26 protein-coding genes are annotated in these 20,759 nt (G+C 67.3%); 13 read left to right on the plus strand and 13 right to left on the minus strand.

Annotation, left to right across the window (positions count from 1 at the left end; genetic code table 11):
- Both SLQ33_RS17900 and SLQ33_RS17905 read right to left on the minus strand, forming a co-directional pair.
- Complete coding sequence (locus tag SLQ33_RS17900; RefSeq protein ID WP_413467665.1) at positions 1-615, minus strand: DUF3159 domain-containing protein; 615 nt, start codon at positions 613-615, stop codon at positions 1-3.
- Positions 616-728: 113 nt separating this feature from the next.
- On the minus strand, positions 729-1,100 hold the full coding sequence (locus SLQ33_RS17905; RefSeq protein WP_319455206.1) for an OB-fold nucleic acid binding domain-containing protein: 372 nt from the start codon (positions 1,098-1,100) through the stop codon (positions 729-731).
- A 159-nt stretch (positions 1,101-1,259) separates the two neighbouring features.
- On the opposite strand from SLQ33_RS17905, the gene SLQ33_RS17910 reads away from it, so the two are divergent.
- On the plus strand, positions 1,260-1,970 hold the full coding sequence (locus SLQ33_RS17910; protein ID WP_319455207.1) for an alpha/beta hydrolase: 711 nt from the start codon (positions 1,260-1,262) through the stop codon (positions 1,968-1,970).
- Here SLQ33_RS17910 and SLQ33_RS17915 read toward each other — a convergent pair.
- Positions 1,957-2,730 (minus strand): DUF3710 domain-containing protein, encoded by a 774-nt coding sequence (locus SLQ33_RS17915; protein ID WP_319455208.1) that lies wholly within the window; start codon positions 2,728-2,730, stop codon positions 1,957-1,959. The genes SLQ33_RS17910 and SLQ33_RS17915 overlap by 14 nt on opposite strands.
- Complete coding sequence (gene dut / locus SLQ33_RS17920) at positions 2,730-3,194, minus strand: dUTP diphosphatase (RefSeq protein ID WP_319455209.1); 465 nt, start codon at positions 3,192-3,194, stop codon at positions 2,730-2,732. The genes SLQ33_RS17915 and dut overlap by 1 nt, the downstream gene beginning before the upstream one ends.
- 25 nt (positions 3,195-3,219) lie before the next feature.
- Between dut and SLQ33_RS17925 the strand changes: the two genes are divergently transcribed.
- Positions 3,220-3,711, plus strand: a complete 492-nt coding sequence (locus tag SLQ33_RS17925) for a DUF3093 domain-containing protein (protein ID WP_319455210.1) — start codon at positions 3,220-3,222, stop codon at positions 3,709-3,711.
- A 17-nt stretch (positions 3,712-3,728) separates the two neighbouring features.
- On the opposite strand, the gene SLQ33_RS17930 is transcribed toward SLQ33_RS17925, so the two are convergent.
- The gene (locus SLQ33_RS17930) at positions 3,729-4,031 is read right to left on the minus strand and encodes a DUF4193 domain-containing protein (RefSeq protein ID WP_319455211.1); all 303 of its coding nucleotides are present in this window, start codon (positions 4,029-4,031) and stop codon (positions 3,729-3,731) included.
- A gap of 162 nt (positions 4,032-4,193) precedes the next feature.
- On the opposite strand from SLQ33_RS17930, the gene cei reads away from it, so the two are divergent.
- The gene (cei, locus tag SLQ33_RS17935) at positions 4,194-4,844 is read left to right on the plus strand and encodes an envelope integrity protein Cei (protein ID WP_319455212.1); all 651 of its coding nucleotides are present in this window, start codon (positions 4,194-4,196) and stop codon (positions 4,842-4,844) included.
- 5 nt (positions 4,845-4,849) lie between these two features.
- Here cei and SLQ33_RS17940 read toward each other — a convergent pair whose 3' ends face one another.
- On the minus strand, positions 4,850-5,725 hold the full coding sequence (locus SLQ33_RS17940) for an inositol monophosphatase family protein (protein WP_319455213.1): 876 nt from the start codon (positions 5,723-5,725) through the stop codon (positions 4,850-4,852).
- Positions 5,726-5,822: 97 nt separating this feature from the next.
- On the opposite strand from SLQ33_RS17940, the gene ppgK reads away from it, so the two are divergent.
- Both ppgK and SLQ33_RS17950 read left to right on the plus strand, forming a co-directional pair.
- Positions 5,823-6,623, plus strand: a complete 801-nt coding sequence (ppgK, locus tag SLQ33_RS17945) for a polyphosphate--glucose phosphotransferase (RefSeq protein ID WP_319455214.1) — start codon at positions 5,823-5,825, stop codon at positions 6,621-6,623.
- 193 nt (positions 6,624-6,816) lie between these two features.
- Positions 6,817-8,295 carry an RNA polymerase sigma factor gene (locus SLQ33_RS17950; protein ID WP_319455215.1) on the plus strand — a complete coding sequence of 493 codons (1,479 nt, stop codon included), beginning with the start codon at positions 6,817-6,819 and terminating at the stop codon, positions 8,293-8,295.
- Between the two features lie 1,182 nt (positions 8,296-9,477).
- Here the strand turns inward: SLQ33_RS17950 and SLQ33_RS17955 are convergent.
- The 3 genes from SLQ33_RS17955 to SLQ33_RS17965 all read right to left on the minus strand — a co-directional run bounded on the left by SLQ33_RS17955 (position 9,478) and on the right by SLQ33_RS17965 (position 11,314).
- Positions 9,478-10,035, minus strand: a complete 558-nt coding sequence (locus tag SLQ33_RS17955; protein WP_319455216.1) for an RICIN domain-containing protein — start codon at positions 10,033-10,035, stop codon at positions 9,478-9,480.
- Positions 10,036-10,158: 123 nt separating this feature from the next.
- Positions 10,159-10,476: a hypothetical protein gene (locus SLQ33_RS17960; RefSeq protein ID WP_319455217.1), complete on the minus strand. Its 318-nt coding sequence runs from the start codon at positions 10,474-10,476 to the stop codon at positions 10,159-10,161.
- A 52-nt stretch (positions 10,477-10,528) separates the two neighbouring features.
- Positions 10,529-11,314, minus strand: coding sequence for a hypothetical protein (locus SLQ33_RS17965; protein ID WP_319455218.1), 786 nt, complete (start codon positions 11,312-11,314; stop codon positions 10,529-10,531).
- Positions 11,315-11,406: 92 nt separating this feature from the next.
- Between SLQ33_RS17965 and SLQ33_RS17970 the strand changes: the two genes are divergently transcribed.
- The gene (locus SLQ33_RS17970) at positions 11,407-12,498 is read left to right on the plus strand and encodes a methyltransferase (protein WP_319455219.1); all 1,092 of its coding nucleotides are present in this window, start codon (positions 11,407-11,409) and stop codon (positions 12,496-12,498) included.
- Between the two features lie 4 nt (positions 12,499-12,502).
- Positions 12,503-12,889 (plus strand): RidA family protein, encoded by a 387-nt coding sequence (locus SLQ33_RS17975; protein ID WP_319455220.1) that lies wholly within the window; start codon positions 12,503-12,505, stop codon positions 12,887-12,889.
- Here SLQ33_RS17975 and SLQ33_RS17980 read toward each other — a convergent pair.
- Positions 12,871-13,248, minus strand: a complete 378-nt coding sequence (locus tag SLQ33_RS17980; RefSeq protein ID WP_319455221.1) for a DUF952 domain-containing protein — start codon at positions 13,246-13,248, stop codon at positions 12,871-12,873. The two genes, SLQ33_RS17975 and SLQ33_RS17980, sit on opposite strands and share 19 nt — an antisense overlap.
- 143 nt (positions 13,249-13,391) lie before the next feature.
- Here SLQ33_RS17980 and SLQ33_RS17985 point away from each other — a divergent pair, with 143 nt between their 5' ends.
- Together SLQ33_RS17985 and SLQ33_RS17990 are read left to right on the plus strand one after the other, a co-directional pair.
- Positions 13,392-13,583 (plus strand): hypothetical protein, encoded by a 192-nt coding sequence (locus SLQ33_RS17985; protein ID WP_319455222.1) that lies wholly within the window; start codon positions 13,392-13,394, stop codon positions 13,581-13,583.
- Between the two features lie 49 nt (positions 13,584-13,632).
- Positions 13,633-14,640, plus strand: a complete 1,008-nt coding sequence (locus SLQ33_RS17990; protein WP_319455223.1) for a YihY/virulence factor BrkB family protein — start codon at positions 13,633-13,635, stop codon at positions 14,638-14,640.
- On the opposite strand, the gene SLQ33_RS17995 is transcribed toward SLQ33_RS17990, so the two are convergent.
- Positions 14,630-14,866: a DUF3039 domain-containing protein gene (locus tag SLQ33_RS17995; protein WP_319455224.1), complete on the minus strand. Its 237-nt coding sequence runs from the start codon at positions 14,864-14,866 to the stop codon at positions 14,630-14,632. The genes SLQ33_RS17990 and SLQ33_RS17995 overlap by 11 nt on opposite strands.
- Before the next feature lie 78 nt (positions 14,867-14,944).
- Here SLQ33_RS17995 and SLQ33_RS18000 point away from each other — a divergent pair, with 78 nt between their 5' ends.
- From SLQ33_RS18000 to SLQ33_RS18010, 3 genes are all read left to right on the plus strand, one after another.
- Complete coding sequence (locus tag SLQ33_RS18000; RefSeq protein ID WP_319455225.1) at positions 14,945-15,343, plus strand: DUF3099 domain-containing protein; 399 nt, start codon at positions 14,945-14,947, stop codon at positions 15,341-15,343.
- 151 nt (positions 15,344-15,494) lie between these two features.
- Positions 15,495-16,454, plus strand: a complete 960-nt coding sequence (locus tag SLQ33_RS18005) for a sigma-70 family RNA polymerase sigma factor (RefSeq protein ID WP_319455226.1) — start codon at positions 15,495-15,497, stop codon at positions 16,452-16,454.
- A 127-nt stretch (positions 16,455-16,581) separates the two neighbouring features.
- Positions 16,582-17,271: a metal-dependent transcriptional regulator gene (locus tag SLQ33_RS18010; protein WP_319455227.1), complete on the plus strand. Its 690-nt coding sequence runs from the start codon at positions 16,582-16,584 to the stop codon at positions 17,269-17,271.
- On the opposite strand, the gene SLQ33_RS18015 is transcribed toward SLQ33_RS18010, so the two are convergent.
- Positions 17,268-18,314 (minus strand): DUF4192 domain-containing protein, encoded by a 1,047-nt coding sequence (locus SLQ33_RS18015; protein ID WP_319455228.1) that lies wholly within the window; start codon positions 18,312-18,314, stop codon positions 17,268-17,270. The genes SLQ33_RS18010 and SLQ33_RS18015 overlap by 4 nt on opposite strands.
- A gap of 160 nt (positions 18,315-18,474) precedes the next feature.
- Here SLQ33_RS18015 and sthA point away from each other — a divergent pair, with 160 nt between their 5' ends.
- The gene (gene sthA, locus SLQ33_RS18020; RefSeq protein ID WP_319455229.1) at positions 18,475-19,890 is read left to right on the plus strand and encodes a Si-specific NAD(P)(+) transhydrogenase; all 1,416 of its coding nucleotides are present in this window, start codon (positions 18,475-18,477) and stop codon (positions 19,888-19,890) included.
- A 5-nt stretch (positions 19,891-19,895) separates the two neighbouring features.
- Here sthA and SLQ33_RS18025 read toward each other — a convergent pair whose 3' ends face one another.
- Entirely contained in the window at positions 19,896-20,678 is a 783-nt protein-coding gene (locus tag SLQ33_RS18025; RefSeq protein WP_319455230.1) for a trypsin-like serine peptidase, read from the minus strand.
- Positions 20,679-20,759 lie beyond the last annotated feature (81 nt).

The raw sequence follows: 20,759 nt of genomic DNA on the forward strand, positions 1-20,759 counted from the left end.
TCAGTCCGTCCGAGCCTCGGTGGGCTCGTCCGTGAGTGCCGCATCCCTGGCGTGGATGGCGCGCTGCGCCGCCCGGATCGCCAGAAACGTCACCAGTGCCGCGACCGCGGTCAGGGGCCACCCCATCGAGATGCGGGCGACGCCGAGCCAGCCGACCTCGTCGGCGTCGTACAAGTGGTACTGGACGACGAACCGCGCGGCGAACACCAGCGCCCACGCGCACGTCGCGACGTCGAAGACCAGCACGGCGCGGCGCACCGAACGCCAGTCATGGCCGTGTCCGCTGAGCGAACCCCACGCGTAACCGACCAGCGGTCGCCGGATCAGCACGGACGTGACGAATACCGCGGCGTACACCAGCGACGACCAGATGCCGTACGCGAAGAAGCCCCGCGACTCCCCCACCCACCATGCGATGAGCGCGCTGATGCCGACGGCGAAGAAGCCGGAGATGGCCGGCTGCAACGACTCTCGCCGGATCAGTCGCCAGACCAGGACCAGCACTGCCACGCCGAGCGCGGCCGAGATCGCGGGCACCAAACCGAACAGCGTCGACACAGGAACGAAGACGACCACCGGCAGAGACGAATAGATCAGCCCGCTGAAGCCGCCCATCTGCTCGAGCAGTGCGCGTCCGTCGAGCTTCTTGACCTCCGGCTCATCGGGGTGGTCGAGCGCGTCGGCCGTGTGAACGTCTTGATCCTTCGCCATCCCCTTTTCGGGGTGGGTCACTTCTGGATCTCGTAGTGGGGGTTGTAGATCGCCTTGGACCCGTTCTCGAGCTTGCCGAGCCGGCCGTGCACCCGCAGCGTGCGTCCCGATTCGATGCCGGCGATGCGGCGTTGCCCGAGCCAGACCAGCATCACCGAGTCGGTGCCGTCGAACAGTTCGGCGCGAACGCCGCCCGCGCAGCCCTTGGCGTTGGTTTCGACGCAGCGCAACGTGCCAACCATGGTGACTTCCTGGCCGCGCCGGCAGTCGATCGCCTTCTGCGCGCCGTTCTGAGCGGCCTCGTCGGTGAGCTCCTCGACGTCGAGACGTTCCGGGTCCTCCGTGAGCCGGCGCGTGAGCCGGCGCAGATAACCTTCGGCCGTAGCCATGGGCTCTCCTGCCCCTTGCGCGAGTCCACCGTGGACTCACCTGTAACCAACGCCACCGTAGACCTCTTGGTTCCCTTTTTCCACGTGGCCCAACCACCCACTGGATCACATTGACGTGTCGGTTCCCACACGAGTTGGGGCACACGGCACGATCGACTGATGAGCGTCATCCTGCGCGACGTCACCGTGGTCCTGCTGCCCGGTACGGGATCCGACGACGACTACGTCTACCGGGCCTTTTCCGCCGCACTGCACGACTGCGGAGCCACGGTGGTGACGCCTGCGCCCGAACCCGAACACCTCGTCGAGGGCTACCGTCGTGCGCTCGACGACGCGGCCCGGCCCGGCCCCATCGTGGTCGGCGGCGTGTCCATCGGGGCCTCGGTGGCCACCGCGTGGGCGCTGGCTCATCCGACACGCGTGCTCGGGGTGCTGGCCGCACTTCCGGCGTGGACCGGCGCGCCCGACGGTGCGCCCGCCGCGTTGACGGCCCAACACTCGGCCCACCAGCTCAGGCGCGACGGGCTGGCCGCGGCGGTCGCCCAGATGCGCGCGGGAAGCCCGGCCTGGCTGGCCGACGAACTGACGCGTTCGTGGGTGGGTCAGTGGCCTGCGCTGTCCGACGCCATGGAGGAGGCCGCCCACTACGTCGCACCGACCAGCGACGAGCTGGCCGCCCTGACGGTCCCGCTCGGGGTGGCCGCGGCGACGGACGACCCCATCCATCCGATCGAGGTCGCGTTCGAGTGGGTGGCGGCCGCGCCGCGAGCGGCACTGCGCACGGTCACGCTGGACGGCATGGGGGCCGACCCCGGCGTGTTGGGCGCGGCGTGCGTGGCCGCGCTGATCGAGGCCGCTACCCACCCGTGATGGTGCGCAGCTGCTGCATGGCCGAGCCCTGCTCACTGCGCCGCGCGACGGGCTGCGCGGGAGGCGGCGGCTGCTGCCCCCCTTCAGCGGCCTGCTGGGCGACCATCTGTTCGGCGCGGGCGCGCAGTCGGGTGATCAGTGACTCGGACAGCTGAAGCGGCAGCATGAAGCGCACCGGCAACGGCGTGTCTCCACGGCGAACGACCGTGTCCGTCAACGAGTTTCGCACGTCGTCTGCGATGGCGGAGGCGTTGTCGGGCGCGCCGACCGCGGCGCCTCGGATCATCCACCGGTATCCGTCGACACCGATGAACCGCATGACGAGGGGCTCGGGACCCTTGGTCATGACCCCGACGACCTCGCGCCCCCACGGCCCGTCCTCGAACGTGACCTCCGCGCCTTCCTTGCGGAGCGACTCGGCGACCTCGGTGATGACCTCGCGCCACAGGCTTCCGGTCTTCGGCGCGGCGTAGGCCGTGACGTTGTAGCGGCCGTTGGGCGTCACCATCCACACCATCGTGGGGACGCCCTGTTGATTCACCTCAACGGCCAGTTCGGCCGTCTCGTCCACCGGAATCAGCACCGACCCCAGATCGTGCCTGCCCTCGGTGGCCGACTCCGGGTCGTCGAAGTCCTCGATGTCGAAGGGGCCCTCGGAGTCGTCCCGAGCCGGCGCGGCGACGTCGGCGGTGACCCGTTCGGGCTCGCGGGGCTCCTCGGGAACCTTGTCCTCGTCGCGCTTGCGCCTACCGAATGCCATCACAAACTCCCGTGTCCGCCGGATGAACCGTGGCCGCCCTCGCCCCGCGAGGTGTCTGCCAGCCCGGCCTCGTCGAACGACGTGACCTCGACCAGCTCGGGCAGTTCGACCCGTTGTACCAGCAACTGTGCGATCCGATCGCCGCGGCGCACGTTGATCGGCTCATCGGGATCGGTGTTTATCAGCGTCACCTTGATCTCGCCCCGGTAGCCCGCGTCGACGGTGCCCGGGCTGTTGACGATCGAAAGCCCCACGCGCGTAGCCAATCCCGAGCGCGGATGGATCAGACCGACCATTCCATACGGGATCGCGACGGCGATCCCGGTGGGGACCAGTGCCCGTCGGCCGGGTGCGATGTCGACGTCGACGGCGCTGTAGAGGTCGACGCCGGCGTCGCCGTCGTGTGCCCTCGCGGGCATCGGCAGGTCGGGATCCAATCGGACGACCGCCAGAGAGGTGGACACGGCGTGCAAGATTACTCTTGGCCGCGTGTCCGACACGCGCGCAGCCGCCCAAACGGTGCGATACCACGAACGACTGTGGGTGCCATGGTGGTGGTGGCCGCTCGGATTCGGGCTGGCTGCACTGATCGCACTCGAGGTGAACCAAGGCGTCGCGACGCTGCCGAACTGGCTGCCGTACGCGGTGCTGCTCCCGGTGGCCGCTGCGGTCTTGCTGTGGTTCGGCCGCATCGACGTGCGCGTCGTGGCTACTACCGCGGACTCCGGCAACGGCGAGACCGAACTGTGGGTGGGTGCGGCCCACCTGCCCGTCAGCGTCATCGCGCGGTCGGCAGAAGTCCCGCGCTCGGCGAAGTCGGCGGCCCTTGGACGCCAGCTAGACCCCGCGGCCTACGTCGTGCACCGGGCATGGGTGGGCCCCATGATCCTGGTGGTGCTCGACGACCCGGACGACCCGACGCCGTACTGGCTGGTGAGTTGTCGCCGTCCGGAGCGCGTCCTGGCGGCGTTACGCGGCTGAGCCGCGCAACGCGGCCGTCAGGCGGCGCAGTCGGTGCAGATCGTCACGCCGTTCTTCTCGCTGGCGAGCCTGCTGCGGTGATGAACCAGGAAACAGCTCGCGCAGGTGAACTCGTCGGCCTGCTTGGGAATCACGCGGACCGACAATTCCTCGCCGGACAGGTCGGCGCCCGGGAGCTCGAAGGACTCCGCGGACTCGGACTCGTCAACGTCGACGACCGCCGATTGGGCTTCGTTGCGACGCTGCTTCAGCTCCTCGAGTGAATCCTCGGAGACGTCGTCGGTTTCGGTGCGCCGTGGGGCGTCGTAGTCGGTGGCCATACCCTCTTCCCCTCGTATCGTTGCGACAGAGCTTTGTACCAGTGCCGAACGCATCCGCCAAATGATTCGTGCCCCGTTTCGCGGCGGATTGGTTGTGATTTATATCACAGGTCAAACACCCAGGTAGCGACCGGTGCCAGGGCCTGCCCTTACAGTGCAGGGGTGGTCGCGCAAATCACCTCCGGCACCGCGTTCGACAAACACGGCCGCCCCTTCCGGCGACGCAACTTCGTGCCAGGCTCAATCGTGCTTGCGGTGCTGGCCGCAGTCACGCTGGTCGTCTGGCTGATCGCCTTCAACCAGCCCGCCGAAGTGGAGCAGGCGGCGGCGTGCAACGCGCCGCCAGCGCCCACCGAGCCGACGCAAACCGCACTTGGCGAGCGGGTGAGCTCGGCGACCATGACCGAGGTGGCCCCCGCCAAGCTCGCCGACACCAAGATCAAGGTGCTCAACGCCAGCGGTCAGGGCGGCCAGGCGGCCGAAGTGGCGGGCGCGCTGCGCGACCTCGGTTATGCGCAGCCCGAGGCAGCCAACGACAACGTCTACGCGAATACGCGACTGGAGTGCCAGGGCCAGCTGCGGTTCGGCGCGTCCGGCCGCGCCGCGGCGGCCGCACTGTGGCTCGTCGCCCCCTGCACCGAGCTCTACCAGGACCAAAGAGCCGACGACACCGTCGATTTGGCGATCGGCACGGATTTCAGCGAGCTGAGCCACAACGACGACATCGACGCCGTGCTGGCCAGTCTGCGCCCCGACGCCACCCAGCCGGCGGATGCGGCGTTGCTCTCCAAGATCCACACCGGCGCCTGCTGAGCGACCTATCCGGCCCCAACCCGTCGCAACGCAGCGTCGAACTCGTCGGCGATGCCCGGTGCGGCGGCGGCAATGAACTCTGAGTTGCCGTCACCGGGCGGCAACCGCAGCCACGCGCCCGCCTCCGCAGCGATGAGCGCGGCCGCGGCCCAGTCCCAGACGTGCACCCCGTCCTCGTAGTAGGCGTCGAGACGTCCGGCCGCGACCATGCACAGGTCCAGCGCACAGGATCCGATGCGACGCACGTCGCGCACGTCGGGAAGCAGCCGGGCGAACACGTCGGCCTGACCGCGTCGCTGCTCGGCGGCGTAACCGAACCCGGTGCCCACCAGGGCCAGGGACAGTTCACTAAGCGCGTTGCAGCGCAACGGGTTCGACGCGTCACCCCGCCGCACGTGTGCGCCCTGGCCCAGTGCCGCGGAGAACACCTCGCCGGTGGGAACGTTGGCCACCGCCCCTGCGACCGACGCCCCGTCGACCCGCACGCCCACCGACACCGCGTACGCCTCGATGCCGTAGACGAAGTTCACCGTGCCGTCGATGGGGTCGAGCACCCAGGTGGGGCGACCCGAGCGGGCGTCGGCGGAGCCGCCCTCCTCCTCGCCGACGACGAGCTCACCGGGGCGCAGCTGGGCGAGCCGCTCGCGCAGCAGGCGCTCGGTCTCGGTGTCGACGATCGTGACGGGGTCGGTGGGCGTGCTCTTGGTGCGCACCTCCGGGGCGGCACCGTCGCGTTGGGCGCCAGCCCCGAAGACTTCGGCACGACGGCGGCGGACGAAGGCGGCGGCTTCTGCGGCCAGCCCTTCGGCGACCGTTCGCAGGGTGCCCGGATCGGTGTCTGGATCGTTGGTGGCAGACGTCACCCGCTCATCGCAACACATCTCCCGCGACCGGTTGTCCGGCAGCCGCCCGTGGACTTTGGCGAGGCACTAATGTGTGGTTCGCATCTCACCTGCCGGCCTGCAAGAGGAGCGCTCGATGACCGCCACCGACAAGCCAGAAGCCGAGTCCAGCACCGACAGCTCCCCACGCAAGGGATTCGGCGTCGACGTCGGGGGCAGCGGCATCAAGGGCGGCGTCGTCGACCTGGACACGGGGTTGCTGATCGGTGAGCGATTCAAACTCCCGACGCCCCAACCCGCCACGCCCGACGCGGTGTCCGACACGATCGCCGCGGTGGTCCGCGAGTTCGGCTGGACGGGCAGCCTGGGCGTCACCTACCCAGGCGTCGTCACCAACGGCATCGTCCAAACCGCCGCCAACGTCGACAAGGGCTGGATCGGCACCAACGCCGACGACGTCATCAGCGCCAAACTCAACGGCCAGGAAGTGACCGTACTGAACGACGCCGACGCCGCAGGGCTGGCCGAGGAGAAGTTCGGCGCTGGCAAGGACAACACCGGCCTTGTCGTCCTCCTGACCTTCGGCACCGGCATCGGTTCGGCCGTCATCCACAACGGAATCCTGTTGCCCAACACCGAGTTCGGACACCTCGAGGTCGGCGGCAAGGAGGCCGAGCACCGGGCGGCGTCCTCGGTGAAGGAGACAAAGGGGTGGAGTTACGAGCGCTGGACCGAAGAGGTCACCAAGGTCCTCGTCGTCATCGAGAACGCGATCTGGCCGGACCTGTTCATCGCCGGCGGCGGCATCAGCCGCAAGGCCGACAAGTGGCTGCCGCTGCTGAAGAACCGGACTCCGGTGGTGGCGGCGGCACTGCTGAACACGGCGGGCATCGTTGGTGCCGCCATGGCCACCGAGGTCGAAGCCGCCCCCTCGTAGGACGGCGCGCGACCCATAATTGCCGCTCGTAGCGGCACTTGCTCAACACTGTCGTTACAATGGTCAACGGCGGCCGCACGAAAAATAGCGGCAAGTATCCAAGCTGAGATCACCGCCAACATTCGACAGCCGACGCTTTTCGGTGGCGCACGCCCACGACCACCGAGATCCGCAAGACCGAAGGGGTGCTTAAGTGGCCGCGACAAAGGCAAGCCCGGCAACCGAAGAGCCGGTGAAGCGCACCGCCACGAAAACCCCCGCGAAGAGGACTGTGACCACCAAGGCAGCGCCTGCAAAGAAGGCCACCAAGACCACCGCACACGCCACCAAGGCCGAGCCGGGCACCGCGACGAAGCCCCGCGCCGCCAAGGCGGTCGCCGACAAGCCGAGTGCACCGCGCGCCAAGACCGCGGGCGGCCCAGGCCGCCCCAAGAAGGGTGCCGCGGCCGCTAACGGCGTCGACGCCGGGGGCACCGACGCGCTCGAGACCACCGACGACCTCGAGGCCGAGCCCGAGGCAATCGACGTCGACGAGGCCGACATCGAACTCGAGGAAATCGAGGTCGACGCCACCGACGAGGCCGACGGCGACGCAGCCGCGAAGAAGACGCCCGCGGTCGCCGTGCCGGGACCGGCCGACGAGGAAGAGATCGCCGAGCCCTCCGAGAAGGACAAGGCCTCCGGTGACTTTGTGTGGGACGAAGAGGAGTCCGAAGCACTACGCCAGGCCCGCAAGGACGCCGAGCTCACCGCCTCGGCGGACTCGGTGCGCGCCTACCTCAAGCAGATCGGCAAGGTGGCGCTGCTCAACGCCGAGGAGGAAGTCGAGCTCGCCAAGCGCATCGAGGCCGGGCTGTACTGCACCCAGCTGATGACCGAGATCGCCGAGAAGGGCGAGAAGCTGACCACCGCGCAGCGCCGCGACTATCAGTGGATCTGCCGCGACGGTGACCGCGCCAAGAACCATCTGCTGGAAGCCAACCTTCGCCTCGTGGTGTCACTGGCCAAGCGCTACACCGGCCGCGGCATGGCGTTCCTCGACCTCATCCAGGAAGGGAACCTGGGCCTCATCCGTGCAGTCGAGAAGTTCGACTACACCAAGGGTTACAAGTTCTCCACCTATGCCACGTGGTGGATCCGCCAGGCCATCACCCGGGCCATGGCCGACCAGGCCCGCACCATCCGCATCCCGGTGCACATGGTCGAGGTGATCAACAAGCTCGGCCGCATTCAGCGCGAGCTGCTGCAGGACCTGGGCCGCGAGCCCACGCCAGAAGAGCTCGCCAAGGAAATGGACATCACGCCGGAGAAGGTGCTGGAGATCCAGCAGTACGCGCGCGAGCCCATCTCGCTGGACCAGACGATCGGCGACGAGGGCGACTCACAACTCGGCGACTTCATCGAGGACTCCGAGGCGGTCGTGGCCGTCGACGCGGTGTCGTTCACGCTGCTGCAGGATCAGCTGCAGTCGGTGCTCGAGACCCTGTCCGAGCGCGAGGCCGGCGTCGTGCGGCTGCGCTTCGGCCTGACCGACGGCCAGCCCCGCACCCTCGACGAGATCGGCCAGGTCTACGGCGTCACGCGTGAGCGCATCCGCCAGATCGAGAGCAAGACGATGTCGAAGTTGCGGCACCCCAGCCGTTCTCAGGTGTTGCGCGACTACCTGGACTGAGCGGCACTCCGTCTTACTGTCCTGACCTGCAGGATTGCGAGTCACTGACGAAGAAGTAAAGAAGCACAGCGCATTAGCCAAGATATCGACATGGCGCGTCGCAAACCTGCACCCCTGGATCCGGCGGCCGCTGCTGCCCTCATGGGAGGTCGGTGAGCAGAATGCGCAGAAGCTCAAGAATCGGCGGTTTCGCGGGTTGCGAGCACAAGCGAGCCACACCCCTATGCATGGTCATAGCGTCGTCCGCAGCCAAGTTCATCAACGAGCTTCGGATGAGACGAAGGACAACACCATGAATCGCCTACCAGTTATCGCAACCGTGGCCGCAGGACTCTTGATCGCAGGTTTGCCGCCAGCCGTCGCTGCAGCCGCACCGGACGCGCCGTCGTGCACACAGTGGGGCTTCAACGGAGACACTTCGGTCGTACTAGATCCGCACGATGGCCTCGGGGGCACACTTGAGTTCACCGCAAACGGACCAAGCTACTCCGGACCAGCCACGGTGAAGGACGCTCCAAAATTGAACGGCGACGGGCACGTCGAGGTCCATACCAACGGCGCGACTATGGTCGGCTTGTTCGCCTTCGCTGGCTGGGGCGGCTCGCCGCCCAGCATCGATTTCACGGGCAAGATCGACAGCAACGGGAACGCGCACGGGTCTGCGACGAGCTCTCCCTGGGGCAACCACGGCGACTGGCAGTTGGCGGCACCGCTCAAATGCCTAGCCACCTCAGCATCCACCCCGCCCTCCGCGTAGCCATCGGAGCACATGAGTGAATCGATCGGCCCGCCACCGTCGGGAGTTGGTGGCGGGCAGATTGGAGAGACATAGGTGAGACGCGGCAGGGCTGCGCACCACAGCGGCGGCAAGTGGGTGTGACCGAGAGCCAGGCCAGGAGCGCCCCCAACCACGCCCACGTGAATTCACGCGGCCACCCCAGATCCCGCAAACCGCGACGCTAGCGGACAGCGCTCCACACCCCATAAAGGCGCGCCCACGGGATATTTCGGCCGAGGAGGGCGAGAAGATGACCGCCGCGGCCATGGTGACCTACGCGTACGACCACATCGGCCGGGCCCGAGCGGTGCTAGCCGATGTGCCGGAATAGACAACGTGTGAGCATGTGCCCGATCGAGAGTCGGCCCCGCCACCGCAACGCGGCGGCGGGGCCGCTCGCCGGGTCAGGCGTTCCGCACGAAGTTGAGTCGCCACTCCTGGGTGTGGTCGGTCTGACCGCCCGGCCGCGTCACGCACTCGAAGTCCTTCTCGGCGATCTCGTGCGCGTCGAGCAGACGGCCCGAACTCTGCTGGATGATGTTGTAGGAACCACCCCCGATCGAGTGCACCTGCCAGTTCTGCGTGTTGTCGGTCTGTCCGCCGGGCCGCGACACCGCGCGGAAGTCCAACTCGCCGATCTCGTGGGCGTCGAGGAAGCGACCGGACGACACCTGCTGGATGGTGCCCGTGGCCGTGCCGCTGTCGTCGAAGGTCACCAACCACTCCTGGCTTGGATCCCCCTGGCCTGGGCGGGTGACGACGTCGTAGTCGTGGGTGCCGTCGTTCCAGGCGTCGAGGAAGCGGCCGGACGACACCTGCTGGATCGTGAAGATCTGCGGCGCAATCGCGGCGTGGGCCGTCGGAGCGACTGGGCTGAAGGCGCCGATGGCGCTCGCTCCGGCGAGCAGAGCCAGGGTGGCGCTCAGTCGACGTCGCTTCGGGCTGGCGTGATCGATGGTCATGGTCGTGTCCTTTTCGTTGGTCGCAACCGCCAATCGGTTGCATTCACCAACTAGGAGCGACCCACCACCACAACCACGACACTTTTCTGGGTCGACTTTCGGGTGCGCGACTACTGGACTAGGTCATCGCGGTGGCGTCGGCGAGGCAGGCACAGGTACGGCGGGTGGCGCCGGTGCAGGTACGGCGGGCGGTGCCGGTGGCGCCGCGGGTGGCGGCATCAACTCCGGCGCGGGAGGCGGTGCTGGCGGCGCCGAGTGGGTTCCGCCCGGGTTCGAGTTGAGGTCGCCAAACAACACGTCCCAGTTCATGGTGCTGAAGACCAGATAGGCCATCACACCGAAGTACACCAAGCCAGCTACCCCGATGACGGCGGTCACCCACCACAGGATCTTCTCGAGTGGATCGTCCGCGGTTCGGGTGGGCTGTGCAGTCTGCGCCATGCCGCGGAGTCTAGCCATGGCATCCGGCTCGAAGCTGTGGGGCTGGACAGCGCTAGTGCGCTTGGCGCACCTTGTACGACGCGGGCCACGACTCCCGCGATTCGTCGCCCGTGAGCGGTGTGCCCTTGCCACCCACCTGAACGGCGTAGGCCTGCCTGCCGGCCCCGGCTTCGCGGTTGGCCTTCTCCTGAGCGAGGTAGAGCAATTCGTCGATGCCGAGCTCCTTGAAGGCGATGAACGTCGTCTTCCGCACCGTGTTGGGGTCGTTCACCTCGGCGACCATCCGGTCGATCACGACGCGCGAGGCCACCGCGGCGCCGAACAACAGCAGGAACGGGATCACCCAGTAGCAAATGAACGACAGTGGCGTCCGCGTGTCCAGGATCGAGGCGTCGCCCTGAACAATTGGTGGGATCGCCGACGATACCGTCATCCCCGCGAACGCTCCGACCCAAATCCACGTCACCAATGTGGTTATGCGGCCGAACAATTCGCTCTTGACCACCTCAGGCGCCTGGTCCACCTCCGCGAACTCGCGGACGAACGGCTTACCGATGAGCACGCCCGTCAGCGCAACGAGGAAGATGCCTGCGCTGCTCAGTGGTTGCACCCACCGCTCCATGAACTCCTGACTCAGCGTGAACGTCAGCACGGTCAGCACCACGAACGTGCCGATCGCCCCGAGCTCGAGCGTGCGACCCGACGCACCCTTGACGCGCCCCACTGCGAACGACAGCACCGCGGCCGCCAGCGCCGCCAACACGGCGACCGTGAAGGGGACGTTGCCGACGAGAACCCAGTACACGATCCACGGCGCGAAGCCGGCGAGAATTGCCACGGTGAGACAGTCTAGGTAACCGGACCAAGCGTTAGGGAGACCACCTGTCAACCGCATGAGCCAGCAACACAGGCACCGCTAAGGTTGGCGCCATGTCCGGCAGCCCAAAACCCCCGCCTCAGTGGTTGATCGACGGGATCGGCCGCGTCCGCGCAGGACTCGGCCTGGTACGCCGCTCCGTGCTGCCCGCCAACGTCGCCGTGTTCGAGCTCGCCCAGGGTGCCTGGCTGACGCAGGCGCTCAGCACGGCGTCGAGGCTTGGCATCTTCGACGCCCTCGCGGAGGGTCCGTCCACCGCGGACGACGTCGCGCGTCGCGTCGGAACCGACCCCCAGGCGACGTTCCGGTTGTTGCGGGCACTGGCCAGCAACTCAATTCTCAAGTACCGCAAGGACGGCCGGTTCGCGCTGGCCCGACTCGGTCAGGCGCTGCGCTCCGACGCGCCGGGCACGTTCGCGCCGATGATCGAGTTCATCGGCCATCCCAAGCACTGGGAACACTGGAGCGAGCTGCCGCACGCGGTGCAGTCTGGAAAAACGGCCGTCGGGAAACTGCGCGGCATGCCGTTCTTCGAATACCTCGAGACCGACCCGGAGTTCGCCAAGGTGTTCAACGACGCGATGACGTCGGTGTCGGGCATGGCGATCGAAGGCCTGTTACCCGCTTACGACTTCACCGATCGTCGGTTGATCGTCGACGTCGGCGGTGGGCTCGGCGCGCTGCTCTGTGCCGTGCTGCAGCAGGCGCGTGACGCGCATGGGGTGCTGTTCGACCTGCCGTCGGTGGTCGAGCACGCCGGGCCGCTGCTCGACGCCGCCGGGGTGACCACACGATGCACCATCACGGGCGGTTCGTTCTTCGAGTCGGTACCCGAAGGCGGTGACCAGTACCTGCTCAAGACGATCATCCACGACTGGGACGACGACGATGCCGTCAACATCCTGCGCACCGTGCGACGCGCCATTGCACCGAACGGCAGGCTCGCCCTGATCGAACTGGTGCTACCCGAGGGGGCCCCGTGGCATCCCGGGATGATGCTCGACCTCGAGATGCTCATCGCCGCAGGCGGACGTGAGCGCACCGCAGCGGAGTACGCAGAGTTGTTGGGCCGAGCAGGTTTTCGTCAGACCCGCGTCGTGCCGACTGCCGGCCCGATGTCCGTCGTCGAAGCCGTGCCGGTGTAGTTCCATGACGCAACGCCGCATCAACGTCTCGTCGGGCTCGCCGTTCGAGGATCAGGTGGGCTACTCGCGAGCCGTACGCGTCGGGCCGCTCGTCGTCGTCGCGGGGACCACGGCTCCGGGCGACGGTGTCGCCGTCCAGGCCCGCGAGGTCTTCCGTCGCATCGAGATCGCGTTGGGCGAGGCGGGCGCCGCGCTCACCGACGTCGTCCGGACGCGCATGTACGTGACCGACATCAACGCCTGGGAGACGGTGGCCGCGGTCCACTCGGAAGTGTTCGGCAGTGTCCGCCCGGTCGCCACCATGGTGGAGGTCTCCGCGCTCATCTCGCCGGAGCTGCTCGTCGAGGTCGAGGTCGACGCGTACGTCGCCGACTACGTCGCGGCGGATTGATCACCGGACAACTCGGGAAACGTCCCGTCCGCGTCGGGCAAGTACGGGGTGACGCTCGTCACAGCGGCAATCGGCAAGGGCCCGTACAGATGCGGGAATCGCATCGCCTCGGGGTCACCCGGCACGCCAGGCTCCCACCGCACGGGCGCGTCGAACAACGCCGCGTCGCAGTGCAGCAGGACCATGTCGGCGCGGCCCCCGTAGAGCCGGTTGGCGGGCAGATGCACCTGCTCGGGTGAGGAGAGATGAACGAAGCCCACCGCTTCGAGCGACGGCGGCCGGCGCTCGCCCGCATGCTGGGCGACCATCCACTCGTCGGTCGTGCAAAGGTGGAACAGCTTCCGCGCCCGCTGGATCATCCGTCCAGTGTGCCCAGGCCGCAACTTCACCGATTCGTGAGACACGACACACCGGTGAACGGCCGGGGAACAAGGCCGGAAGCAAAAACGTCTGAGACAGTAGACCCACGAGCAGAACCGCACGAGCAAAGGAGTGAGGCGCGATGAACGCAACTCTGACCAGTCCCGAACTGACCCGGGCTGATCGCTGCGACCGTTGCGGCGCCGCCGCGCGCGTCCGTGCGAAGCTCCCATCCGGCGCCGAGCTGCTCTTCTGCCAGCACCACGCCAACGAGCACGAGGCCAAGCTCGTCGAGCTCGCCGCCGTGATCGAGATCAACTCGGCCGAGTCCTAACGGACCCATGCGGGCCGCACCGGCCCGCGTCGGCAATGCTGGTGTGGTCATGAAAGACCAACCCGCACCCGCCAAGCCGAGCCGCCACCACATTTTGGGGGTGGCGAAGCGCACCCTCGTAAAGAGCTGGGACGACTCGATCTTCTCCGAGTCGGCGCAGGCCGCATTCTGGTGTGCGCTCTCGCTGCCACCGCTGCTGCTGGGGATGCTGGGCACGCTCGCGTACGTGGCGCCGTTGTTCGGACCCGAGACGCTGCTCGTGATCGAGGACCGGATCATCAGCACGGCGAATAGCTTCTTCTCGCGCAACGTGGTCAACGAGATCATCGAGCCGACGATCCGCGACATCGTTCAGACTGCGCGCGGCGAGGTGGTGTCGATCGGCTTCGTCATCTCCCTGTGGGCGGGCTCGTCAGCGGTGTCGGCCTTCGTGGACTCGGTCGTCGAAGCACACGACCAGACTCCCCTGCGGCATCCCGTGCGCCAGCGCTTCTACGCGCTCGGGCTCTACGTCATCAGCCTGGTGTTCGTGATCGCGACGGCGCCGTTGGTCGCCCTTGGGCCGATAAAGATTGCCGAATTCCTGCCGGACAGCTGGGATTACGTACTGCACTTCGGCTACTACCCGGTGCTGGTACTCGCCCTGATCGTCGTCGTCAACATCCTCTACCGGGTGGCACTGCCCCAGCCACTTCCGTCGCACCGGCTGATCTTCGGGTCGATCCTGGCTGCGGTCGTCTTCCTCATCGCGACCCTCGGGCTGCGGTTCTACCTGACCTGGATCACGGAGACGGGCTACACGTACGGCGCGCTCGCCACGCCCATCGCGTTCCTGCTCTACGCGTTCTTCCTCGGATTCGCCATCATGATCGGCGCTGAACTCAACGCGGCGATCCAGGAGGAGTGGCCCGCTCCGGACACCCACGCGAGACGACTGCGAGAGTGGATCGAGGAGAAGACCGACGAGGTGCGCAACGGAAGCGACGCACCACCGGCACCGGCCGAGGCACCGCCGCCTGCGGCCGATGCGCCGCCCCCGGCCGCCCCTACTTCTTGAGCGCCTCGTAGATCCGCTTGCAATCCGGGCACACCGGCGAGCCGGGCTTGGCCGCCTTCGTCACCGGGAACACCTCGCCGCACAGGGCGACGACATGCGAACCCATGACCGCGCTTTCGGCGATCTTGTCCTTCTTCACGTAATGGAAGACCTTGGGGGCGTCGTCGTCGGTCCCGTCGTCGACGCGTTCGTCGCTGTCGGTCCGCTCGATCGTCTGCGTCTGCATGACGTTCATTCTGCCTGCAGGTGAAGCGGTAAGAAACCGGACCGTTTGTCAAGGCCCGATCTGTGGAACAGTGGAGGAATGAAACACGGCCATGAGCTGAGTTTCGACGACGATGGTCGGCCGGTCCTCATCACCCGCGCGGAACAACCGTACGAGGAGCAGCACCGCGCGCGGGTGCGCAAGTACCTGACCATCATGTCGTTCCGCATTCCGGCGCTCGTGTTCGCCGCAGCGGCATACGGCATCTGGCACAACGGCTTGATCTCCCTGGCCATCCTGGTCGCGTCAATCCCGTTGCCGTGGATCGCCGTGCTGATCGCCAACGACCGACCCCCACGCAAGGCCGAAGAACCGCGGCGCTACCAGGCGCCGCGCCACATCCCGCTCTTCCCCACGGCGGAACGGCCGGCGCTGGAAAGCCGCGCGCACCAATCACCGCAACCCGAATCGACGGAATCGCAACACGACGTTCGTTGATGAGAGCTTTCTTGGTTCATTCTCAGGAGAATCTCAGGTCGACGGCAAATAACTGCAGGTCAGAAGGTGTGAAACCGGCGCCGAGCGGGAACTCCTGGGGGCACTTCGACGTTGTAGTCGATGACAGTTCCAGCCGAGCAGGAGGCCGTAAATGGCAAATGCCACCGCCAGCCGTATCGAACGCGATTTGGACGCCCAGGGTCCGGCCGCCGACCTGGTACGCGTGTATCTCAACGGCATTGGCAAAACCGCCTTGCTCAACGCGGCCGACGAGGTCGAGCTCGCCAAGCGCATCGAAGCAGGGCTTTACGCGCAGTACGTGCTCGACACCAAGAAGCGCCTCGGCGACACCCGCAAACGCGAACTCGCGGCAGTGGTGCGCGACGGCGAAGCGGCCCGGAGCCACCTTCTGGAGGCCAACTTGCGGCTGGTCGTCTCGTTGGCGAAGCGCTACACCGGTCGCGGCATGCCACTTCTGGACCTCATCCAGGAAGGCAACCTCGGGCTGATCCGCGCGATGGAGAAGTTCGACTACGCCAAGGGCTTCAAGTTCTCGACGTACGCCACCTGGTGGATCCGTCAGGCCATCACCCGTGGCATGGCCGACCAGAGCCGCACCATCCGGTTGCCCGTCCACCTGGTGGAACAGGTCAACAAGCTGGCGCGCATCAAGCGCGAAATGCACCAGAACCTGGGCCGTGAGGCCACCGACGAGGAGCTGGCCGAGGAATCCGGCATCCCCGTCGAGAAGATCAACGACCTGCTGGAACACAGCCGCGACCCGGTGAGCCTGGACATGCCAGTGGGCAGCGATGAAGAGGCCCCGCTGGGCGACTTCATCGAAGACGAGAACGCGATGTCCGCCGAGAACGCCGTGATCTCCGAATTGCTGCACACCGACATCCGCCACGTGCTGACCACGCTCGACGAGCGCGAACAGCAGGTGATCCGGCTGCGGTTCGGCCTCGAGGACGGGCAGCCGCGCACACTCGACCAGATCGGCAAGCTGTTCGGGCTCTCGCGCGAGCGGGTGCGCCAGATCGAGCGCGAGGTGATGGTCAAACTGCGCCAGGGTGAGCGCGCCGAGCGGTTGCGCTCCTACGCCAGCTAGCTCCTCCGACAGTGATCCCCGTCGACTACGACGGGGATCACTGCTTTCAGATCACACTGAGCCGGACCATGTTGCACACCAGATCAGCCGCTCACCCCGGTAGACTGGCCGGGACGGAGGGCAGCGCATGAACGATCTGATCGATACCACCGAGATGTACCTGCGGACGATCTATGACCTCGAGGAAGAAGGCGTGGTGCCCCTGCGTGCCCGCATCGCCGAGCGCCTCGAGCAGAGCGGCCCGACGGTAAGCCAGACGGTGTCGCGCATGGAGCGGGACGGCCTGCTGCACGTGGCCGGTGACCGCCACCTCGAACTCACCGACAAGGGCCGCGCGCTGGCCGTCTCCGTGATGCGCAAGCACCGGCTCGCCGAACGCCTCCTGGTCGACGTCATCGGCCTGCCGTGGGAGGAAGTGCACGCCGAGGCTTGCCGGTGGGAGCACGTGATGAGCGAGGACGTCGAGCGCCGCCTCGTCCAGGTGCTCGACAATCCCACCACCTCACCGTTCGGCAACCCGATCCCCGGCCTGTCCGACCTCGGGGTGATGTCGACCGGCGACGACGACGTGACCCTGGTGCGGCTCACCGAGCTGCCCAGCGGCTTTCCCGTCGCGGTTCGCGTGCGCCAACTGACCGAACACGTCCAGGGCGACGCGGACCTGATCTACCGGCTGAAGGACGCAGGCGTGGTGCCCAACGCGCGCGTCACCGTGCAGGTCAACGACCACGGCAGCGTGATGATCGTGATTCCGGGTCACGAACAGGTCGAACTCCCTCACCACATGGCCCACGCGGTCAAGGTCGAGAAGGTCTAACCGGCTCGTCGCCGAAAGTTGCGCCGCGGCGGCAGCGCAACGCCGATGCGCTTGGCCAGTCGGTAGCCCGTACGCGCGAGTTCGCGTATCTGCTCGGGCCGCATGCCCGACTGCAACGCCTGGTCGAGCATCCGCGCCATCTTGTGGCTCGCGTCGCTGCGCAGCGCCGCCTCCAACGAAACTCCTGCGAGCGGCCCGTCGCCGCGAACGTAGGCCGAAAAGGCAAACAGCACAAGCGCTTCCACCCGCCACGGGTCGGGTAGCACGCGGGACAACAGCGCCCACAGCGCCTCTACCTGGTCGCCGGTGCGCCCGACCGCCAGTGCATACAACGTGTCACGGACCCTCGGATCGGTCAGCGCCCACGCCAACCGGGCCACGTCGTCGTCGGTGACGACCCGACCCTCGGCCACGTCCGCCGCCGCGGACATCGCGAGCTCGACGTCGCGGCGCGCGGCAGCGTCAGGCCGGCTTCCGCCGTCATGCTCCGCACGTTCGATGAGCTCGCTCAAACCCGCGGCGCGCTCCAGGTCAGTCGCGGTGATGACGTCGAGGAGCTCGTCGCGGCTCGCGCACAGCCGCCGCCCGTCGAGCACCGCAGCCACCGCGAGCGGCGACGACGACGGATCCTCCACCACCCCGCCGCCCGGCCCGTCCGCACGGTGCCAGCGCCCGCCTGCGGCGACCCGGTCCACGACGTGCGCGTCCCGCAGTTCGATGCCGTGCTCCTCCAGCGCATAGGTGGCCACGCGGGTGAGCTCGCGGTAGTCGTCGTTGCACATCCTGCACGAGGCGCCGTCCTCGTCGACGATCACCACGATGGCCCCGTCTGGGCAGCTTGCCGCGGCGACCGCGGCCATGTGAACCACCACATCGCACGCGTCGTCGCTCAGGTCGGCGCGCATCACGCAGCCGAGCTCGCCACCTTCGAGAGTGACCAGCACTAGGGATTTCTCGGGGACGAAGCCGAGCACGGCGGGCAGCGCCGCGATGAGCTTTCCGGGGCGGTCGAGGGGGAAGTGGCGTGGATCGAATGAGGTCATGCGCCGAACTTCGCAGCAGCACCCGTCGTGGATCGCCCGCTATGCGCGCCAGGCTGGGCGCTCGTGGAGCAACGTGCGTCTGGGGATGAGGACCGTTGTTCATTCGGTATTGACCGCGTCGGCATGCAAGATCGTCCGAACCGGCGTACACCTTTGTTCCATGGGTTCCACGCAGGAGTACGACCTCGTCGTCATCGGTTCTGGGCCGGGCGGGCAGAAGGCCGCCATCGCCGCTGCGAAGCTCGGCAAGTCGGTCGCGGTGATCGAACGCGGCCGCGCGCTCGGCGGCGTTTGCGTCAACACCGGGACGATTCCCAGCAAGACCTTGCGGGAGGCGGTCGTCTACCTCACCGGGATGAGCCAACGGGAGCTCTACGGCGCCAGCTACCGGGTCAAGGACAAGATCACCCCGGCCGACCTGCTGGCCCGTACCCAGCACGTCATCGGCAAGGAGAACGACGTGGTGCGCTCGCAACTGATGCGCAACCGCGTCGAGCTGTACGTCGGCCACGCCCGGTTCCTCGACGAGCACACGATCCACGTCGAGGATCCCAACCGTGCCGAACGAATCACCGTGAGCGGCCGCTACGTCGTCATCGCCACCGGCACCAAGCCGGCCCGCCCGGCCGGCGTGGAGTTCGACGAGGACCGCGTGCTGGACTCCGACGGCATCCTCGACCTGAAGATCATCCCCACGTCGATGGTGGTCGTCGGCGCGGGCGTCATCGGCATCGAGTACGCGTCGATGTTCGCCGCGCTCGGCACCAAGGTCACCGTCGTCGAGAAGCGCGACAACATGCTGGAGTTCTGCGACCCCGAGATCATCGAGGCACTCAAGTTCCACCTGCGCGACCTCGCCGTCACGTTCCGGTTCGGCGAAGAGGTCACCGCGGTCGACGTCGGCTCCTCTGGCACCGTCACGACGCTGGCCAGCGGCAAGCAGATTCCGGCCGAGACGGTGATGTACTCGGCGGGCCGCCAGGGTTTCACCGATCACTTGGATCTTCCCAACGCCGGCTTGGAAGCCGACAACCGCGGCCGGATCTTCGTCGACGACAACTACCAGACCAAGGTCGACCACATCTACGCCGTCGGCGACGTCATCGGCTTCCCCGCGCTAGCCGCCACCTCGATGGATCAGGGCCGACTGGCGGCCTATCACGCGTTCGGCGAACCCTGTAAGGGCATGACCGAACTCCAGCCGATCGGCATCTACTCGATCCCCGAGGTGTCCTACGTCGGCGCCACCGAGGTCGATCTCACGAAGGATTCGATCCCCTACGAGGTGGGGGTGTCCCGCTACCGGGAACTCGCGCGCGGCCAGATCGCGGGCGACTCCTACGGCATGCTCAAACTGCTCGTCTCCACCGAAGATCTGCGCCTGCTCGGCGTGCACATCTTCGGCACCAACGCCACCGAGATGGTGCACATCGGGCAGGCGGTGATGGGGTGCGGCGGAACCGTCGAATACCTGGTGGACGCCGTGTTCAACTACCCGACGTTCTCCGAGGCCTACAAGGTGGCCGCGCTCGACGTGATGAACAAGCTGCGTGCGCTGAGTCAGTTCAAGCACTGAGGCACTCAGCAGTCGTCGGCGAACACCGTCGGCGGGGCGTCGCCGGGTCCGCCCGCCTCGGCCCGGCGAAGTAGCTGTTTGACCGCGTCGTCGAACGGCGGCGAGTACGACACGTCCTCCTCGCAGCCGCCGCCCTCCAATCCGCCGACGACCCCGGTGACCACCGAGTCGGCGAGCCACGGCGATCCGCTGGTTCCGTCGACGAGGCCTTCGCACGGCAGCGCGGGGTACCCGTGATGGACCGTGGCGCGAGCGCGGCAGCCCAGTTGCTCACCACCCATGCCAAAGGCGTAACCGTTCACAGTGACCTCGGTACCTTCCCGCGGCGACGTACCGAGTGCGAACCCACCGCCGGTGTGCGTCTCCACCGATCCACCACGATCGCGACTTACGCGCGCAATTGCGAAGTCCGCCAACGGATCTTGGTTGGACACCCAGCGCGGATCCAGATACACCGCGTCGAAGCGCCAGTAGTCCGAGGAACCGGCCTCGTCGGAGAAGCCTGGCACGAAGTACGCCTCGACGCCGTCGGCCATGCAGTGCGCGGCGGTCAGGATCAGGTCGCCGGCGGCCGAGTCCAGTACCGATCCACTGCACACGTGCAGCGTCTGTCCGCCGAGGAACACCGCGCCTACCCGCGGATCGCGTCCGACGGCGCCCGTGGTGGCCACCGACGACGGCGTGGTCGCCGGGGTGGTCGGGGTGGCGACGGAACCGGTCGCCGCATCGGTGCAGGAGGCCGCGAGCATCGTCACTCCGGCCGCGAGAACCATCCAGGTGCGACGCATCAACACCGATCTTGCCCGAACGCCACGATCACGGCAGGTCGTCGCGGAATGGCTGGCGCAGTGGTCGTGTTCGAACGGTTG

This window comes from Mycobacterium sp. RTGN6, assembly GCF_033804605.1.
Taxonomy (GTDB): domain Bacteria; phylum Actinomycetota; class Actinomycetes; order Mycobacteriales; family Mycobacteriaceae; genus Mycobacterium.

Excerpts from the sequence above, each read along its gene's own strand:
- SLQ33_RS17900 (WP_413467665.1), bottom strand. The coding sequence starts at position 615 with ATGGGCGGCTTCAGCGGGCTGATCTATTCGTCTCTGCCGGTGGTCGTC.
- SLQ33_RS17905 (WP_319455206.1), bottom strand. The coding sequence starts at position 1,100 with ATGGCTACGGCCGAAGGTTATCTGCGCCGGCTCACGCGCCGGCTCACG.
- SLQ33_RS17910 (WP_319455207.1), top strand. The coding sequence starts at position 1,260 with ATGAGCGTCATCCTGCGCGACGTCACCGTGGTCCTGCTGCCCGGTACG.
- SLQ33_RS17915 (WP_319455208.1), bottom strand. The coding sequence starts at position 2,730 with ATGGCATTCGGTAGGCGCAAGCGCGACGAGGACAAGGTTCCCGAGGAG.
- SLQ33_RS17930 (WP_319455211.1), bottom strand. The coding sequence starts at position 4,031 with ATGGCCACCGACTACGACGCCCCACGGCGCACCGAAACCGACGACGTC.
- SLQ33_RS17940 (WP_319455213.1), bottom strand. The coding sequence starts at position 5,725 with ATGTGTTGCGATGAGCGGGTGACGTCTGCCACCAACGATCCAGACACC.
- ppgK (WP_319455214.1), top strand. The coding sequence starts at position 5,823 with ATGACCGCCACCGACAAGCCAGAAGCCGAGTCCAGCACCGACAGCTCC.
- SLQ33_RS17955 (WP_319455216.1), bottom strand. The coding sequence starts at position 10,035 with ATGACCATCGATCACGCCAGCCCGAAGCGACGTCGACTGAGCGCCACC.
- SLQ33_RS17960 (WP_319455217.1), bottom strand. The coding sequence starts at position 10,476 with ATGGCGCAGACTGCACAGCCCACCCGAACCGCGGACGATCCACTCGAG.
- SLQ33_RS17970 (WP_319455219.1), top strand. The coding sequence starts at position 11,407 with ATGTCCGGCAGCCCAAAACCCCCGCCTCAGTGGTTGATCGACGGGATC.
- SLQ33_RS17975 (WP_319455220.1), top strand. The coding sequence starts at position 12,503 with ATGACGCAACGCCGCATCAACGTCTCGTCGGGCTCGCCGTTCGAGGAT.
- SLQ33_RS17980 (WP_319455221.1), bottom strand. The coding sequence starts at position 13,248 with ATGATCCAGCGGGCGCGGAAGCTGTTCCACCTTTGCACGACCGACGAG.
- SLQ33_RS17985 (WP_319455222.1), top strand. The coding sequence starts at position 13,392 with ATGAACGCAACTCTGACCAGTCCCGAACTGACCCGGGCTGATCGCTGC.
- SLQ33_RS17990 (WP_319455223.1), top strand. The coding sequence starts at position 13,633 with ATGAAAGACCAACCCGCACCCGCCAAGCCGAGCCGCCACCACATTTTG.
- SLQ33_RS17995 (WP_319455224.1), bottom strand. The coding sequence starts at position 14,866 with ATGCAGACGCAGACGATCGAGCGGACCGACAGCGACGAACGCGTCGAC.
- SLQ33_RS18000 (WP_319455225.1), top strand. The coding sequence starts at position 14,945 with ATGAAACACGGCCATGAGCTGAGTTTCGACGACGATGGTCGGCCGGTC.
- SLQ33_RS18005 (WP_319455226.1), top strand. The coding sequence starts at position 15,495 with ATGGCAAATGCCACCGCCAGCCGTATCGAACGCGATTTGGACGCCCAG.
- SLQ33_RS18010 (WP_319455227.1), top strand. The coding sequence starts at position 16,582 with ATGAACGATCTGATCGATACCACCGAGATGTACCTGCGGACGATCTAT.
- SLQ33_RS18015 (WP_319455228.1), bottom strand. The coding sequence starts at position 18,314 with ATGACCTCATTCGATCCACGCCACTTCCCCCTCGACCGCCCCGGAAAG.
- sthA (WP_319455229.1), top strand. The coding sequence starts at position 18,475 with ATGGGTTCCACGCAGGAGTACGACCTCGTCGTCATCGGTTCTGGGCCG.
- SLQ33_RS18025 (WP_319455230.1), bottom strand. The coding sequence starts at position 20,678 with ATGCGTCGCACCTGGATGGTTCTCGCGGCCGGAGTGACGATGCTCGCG.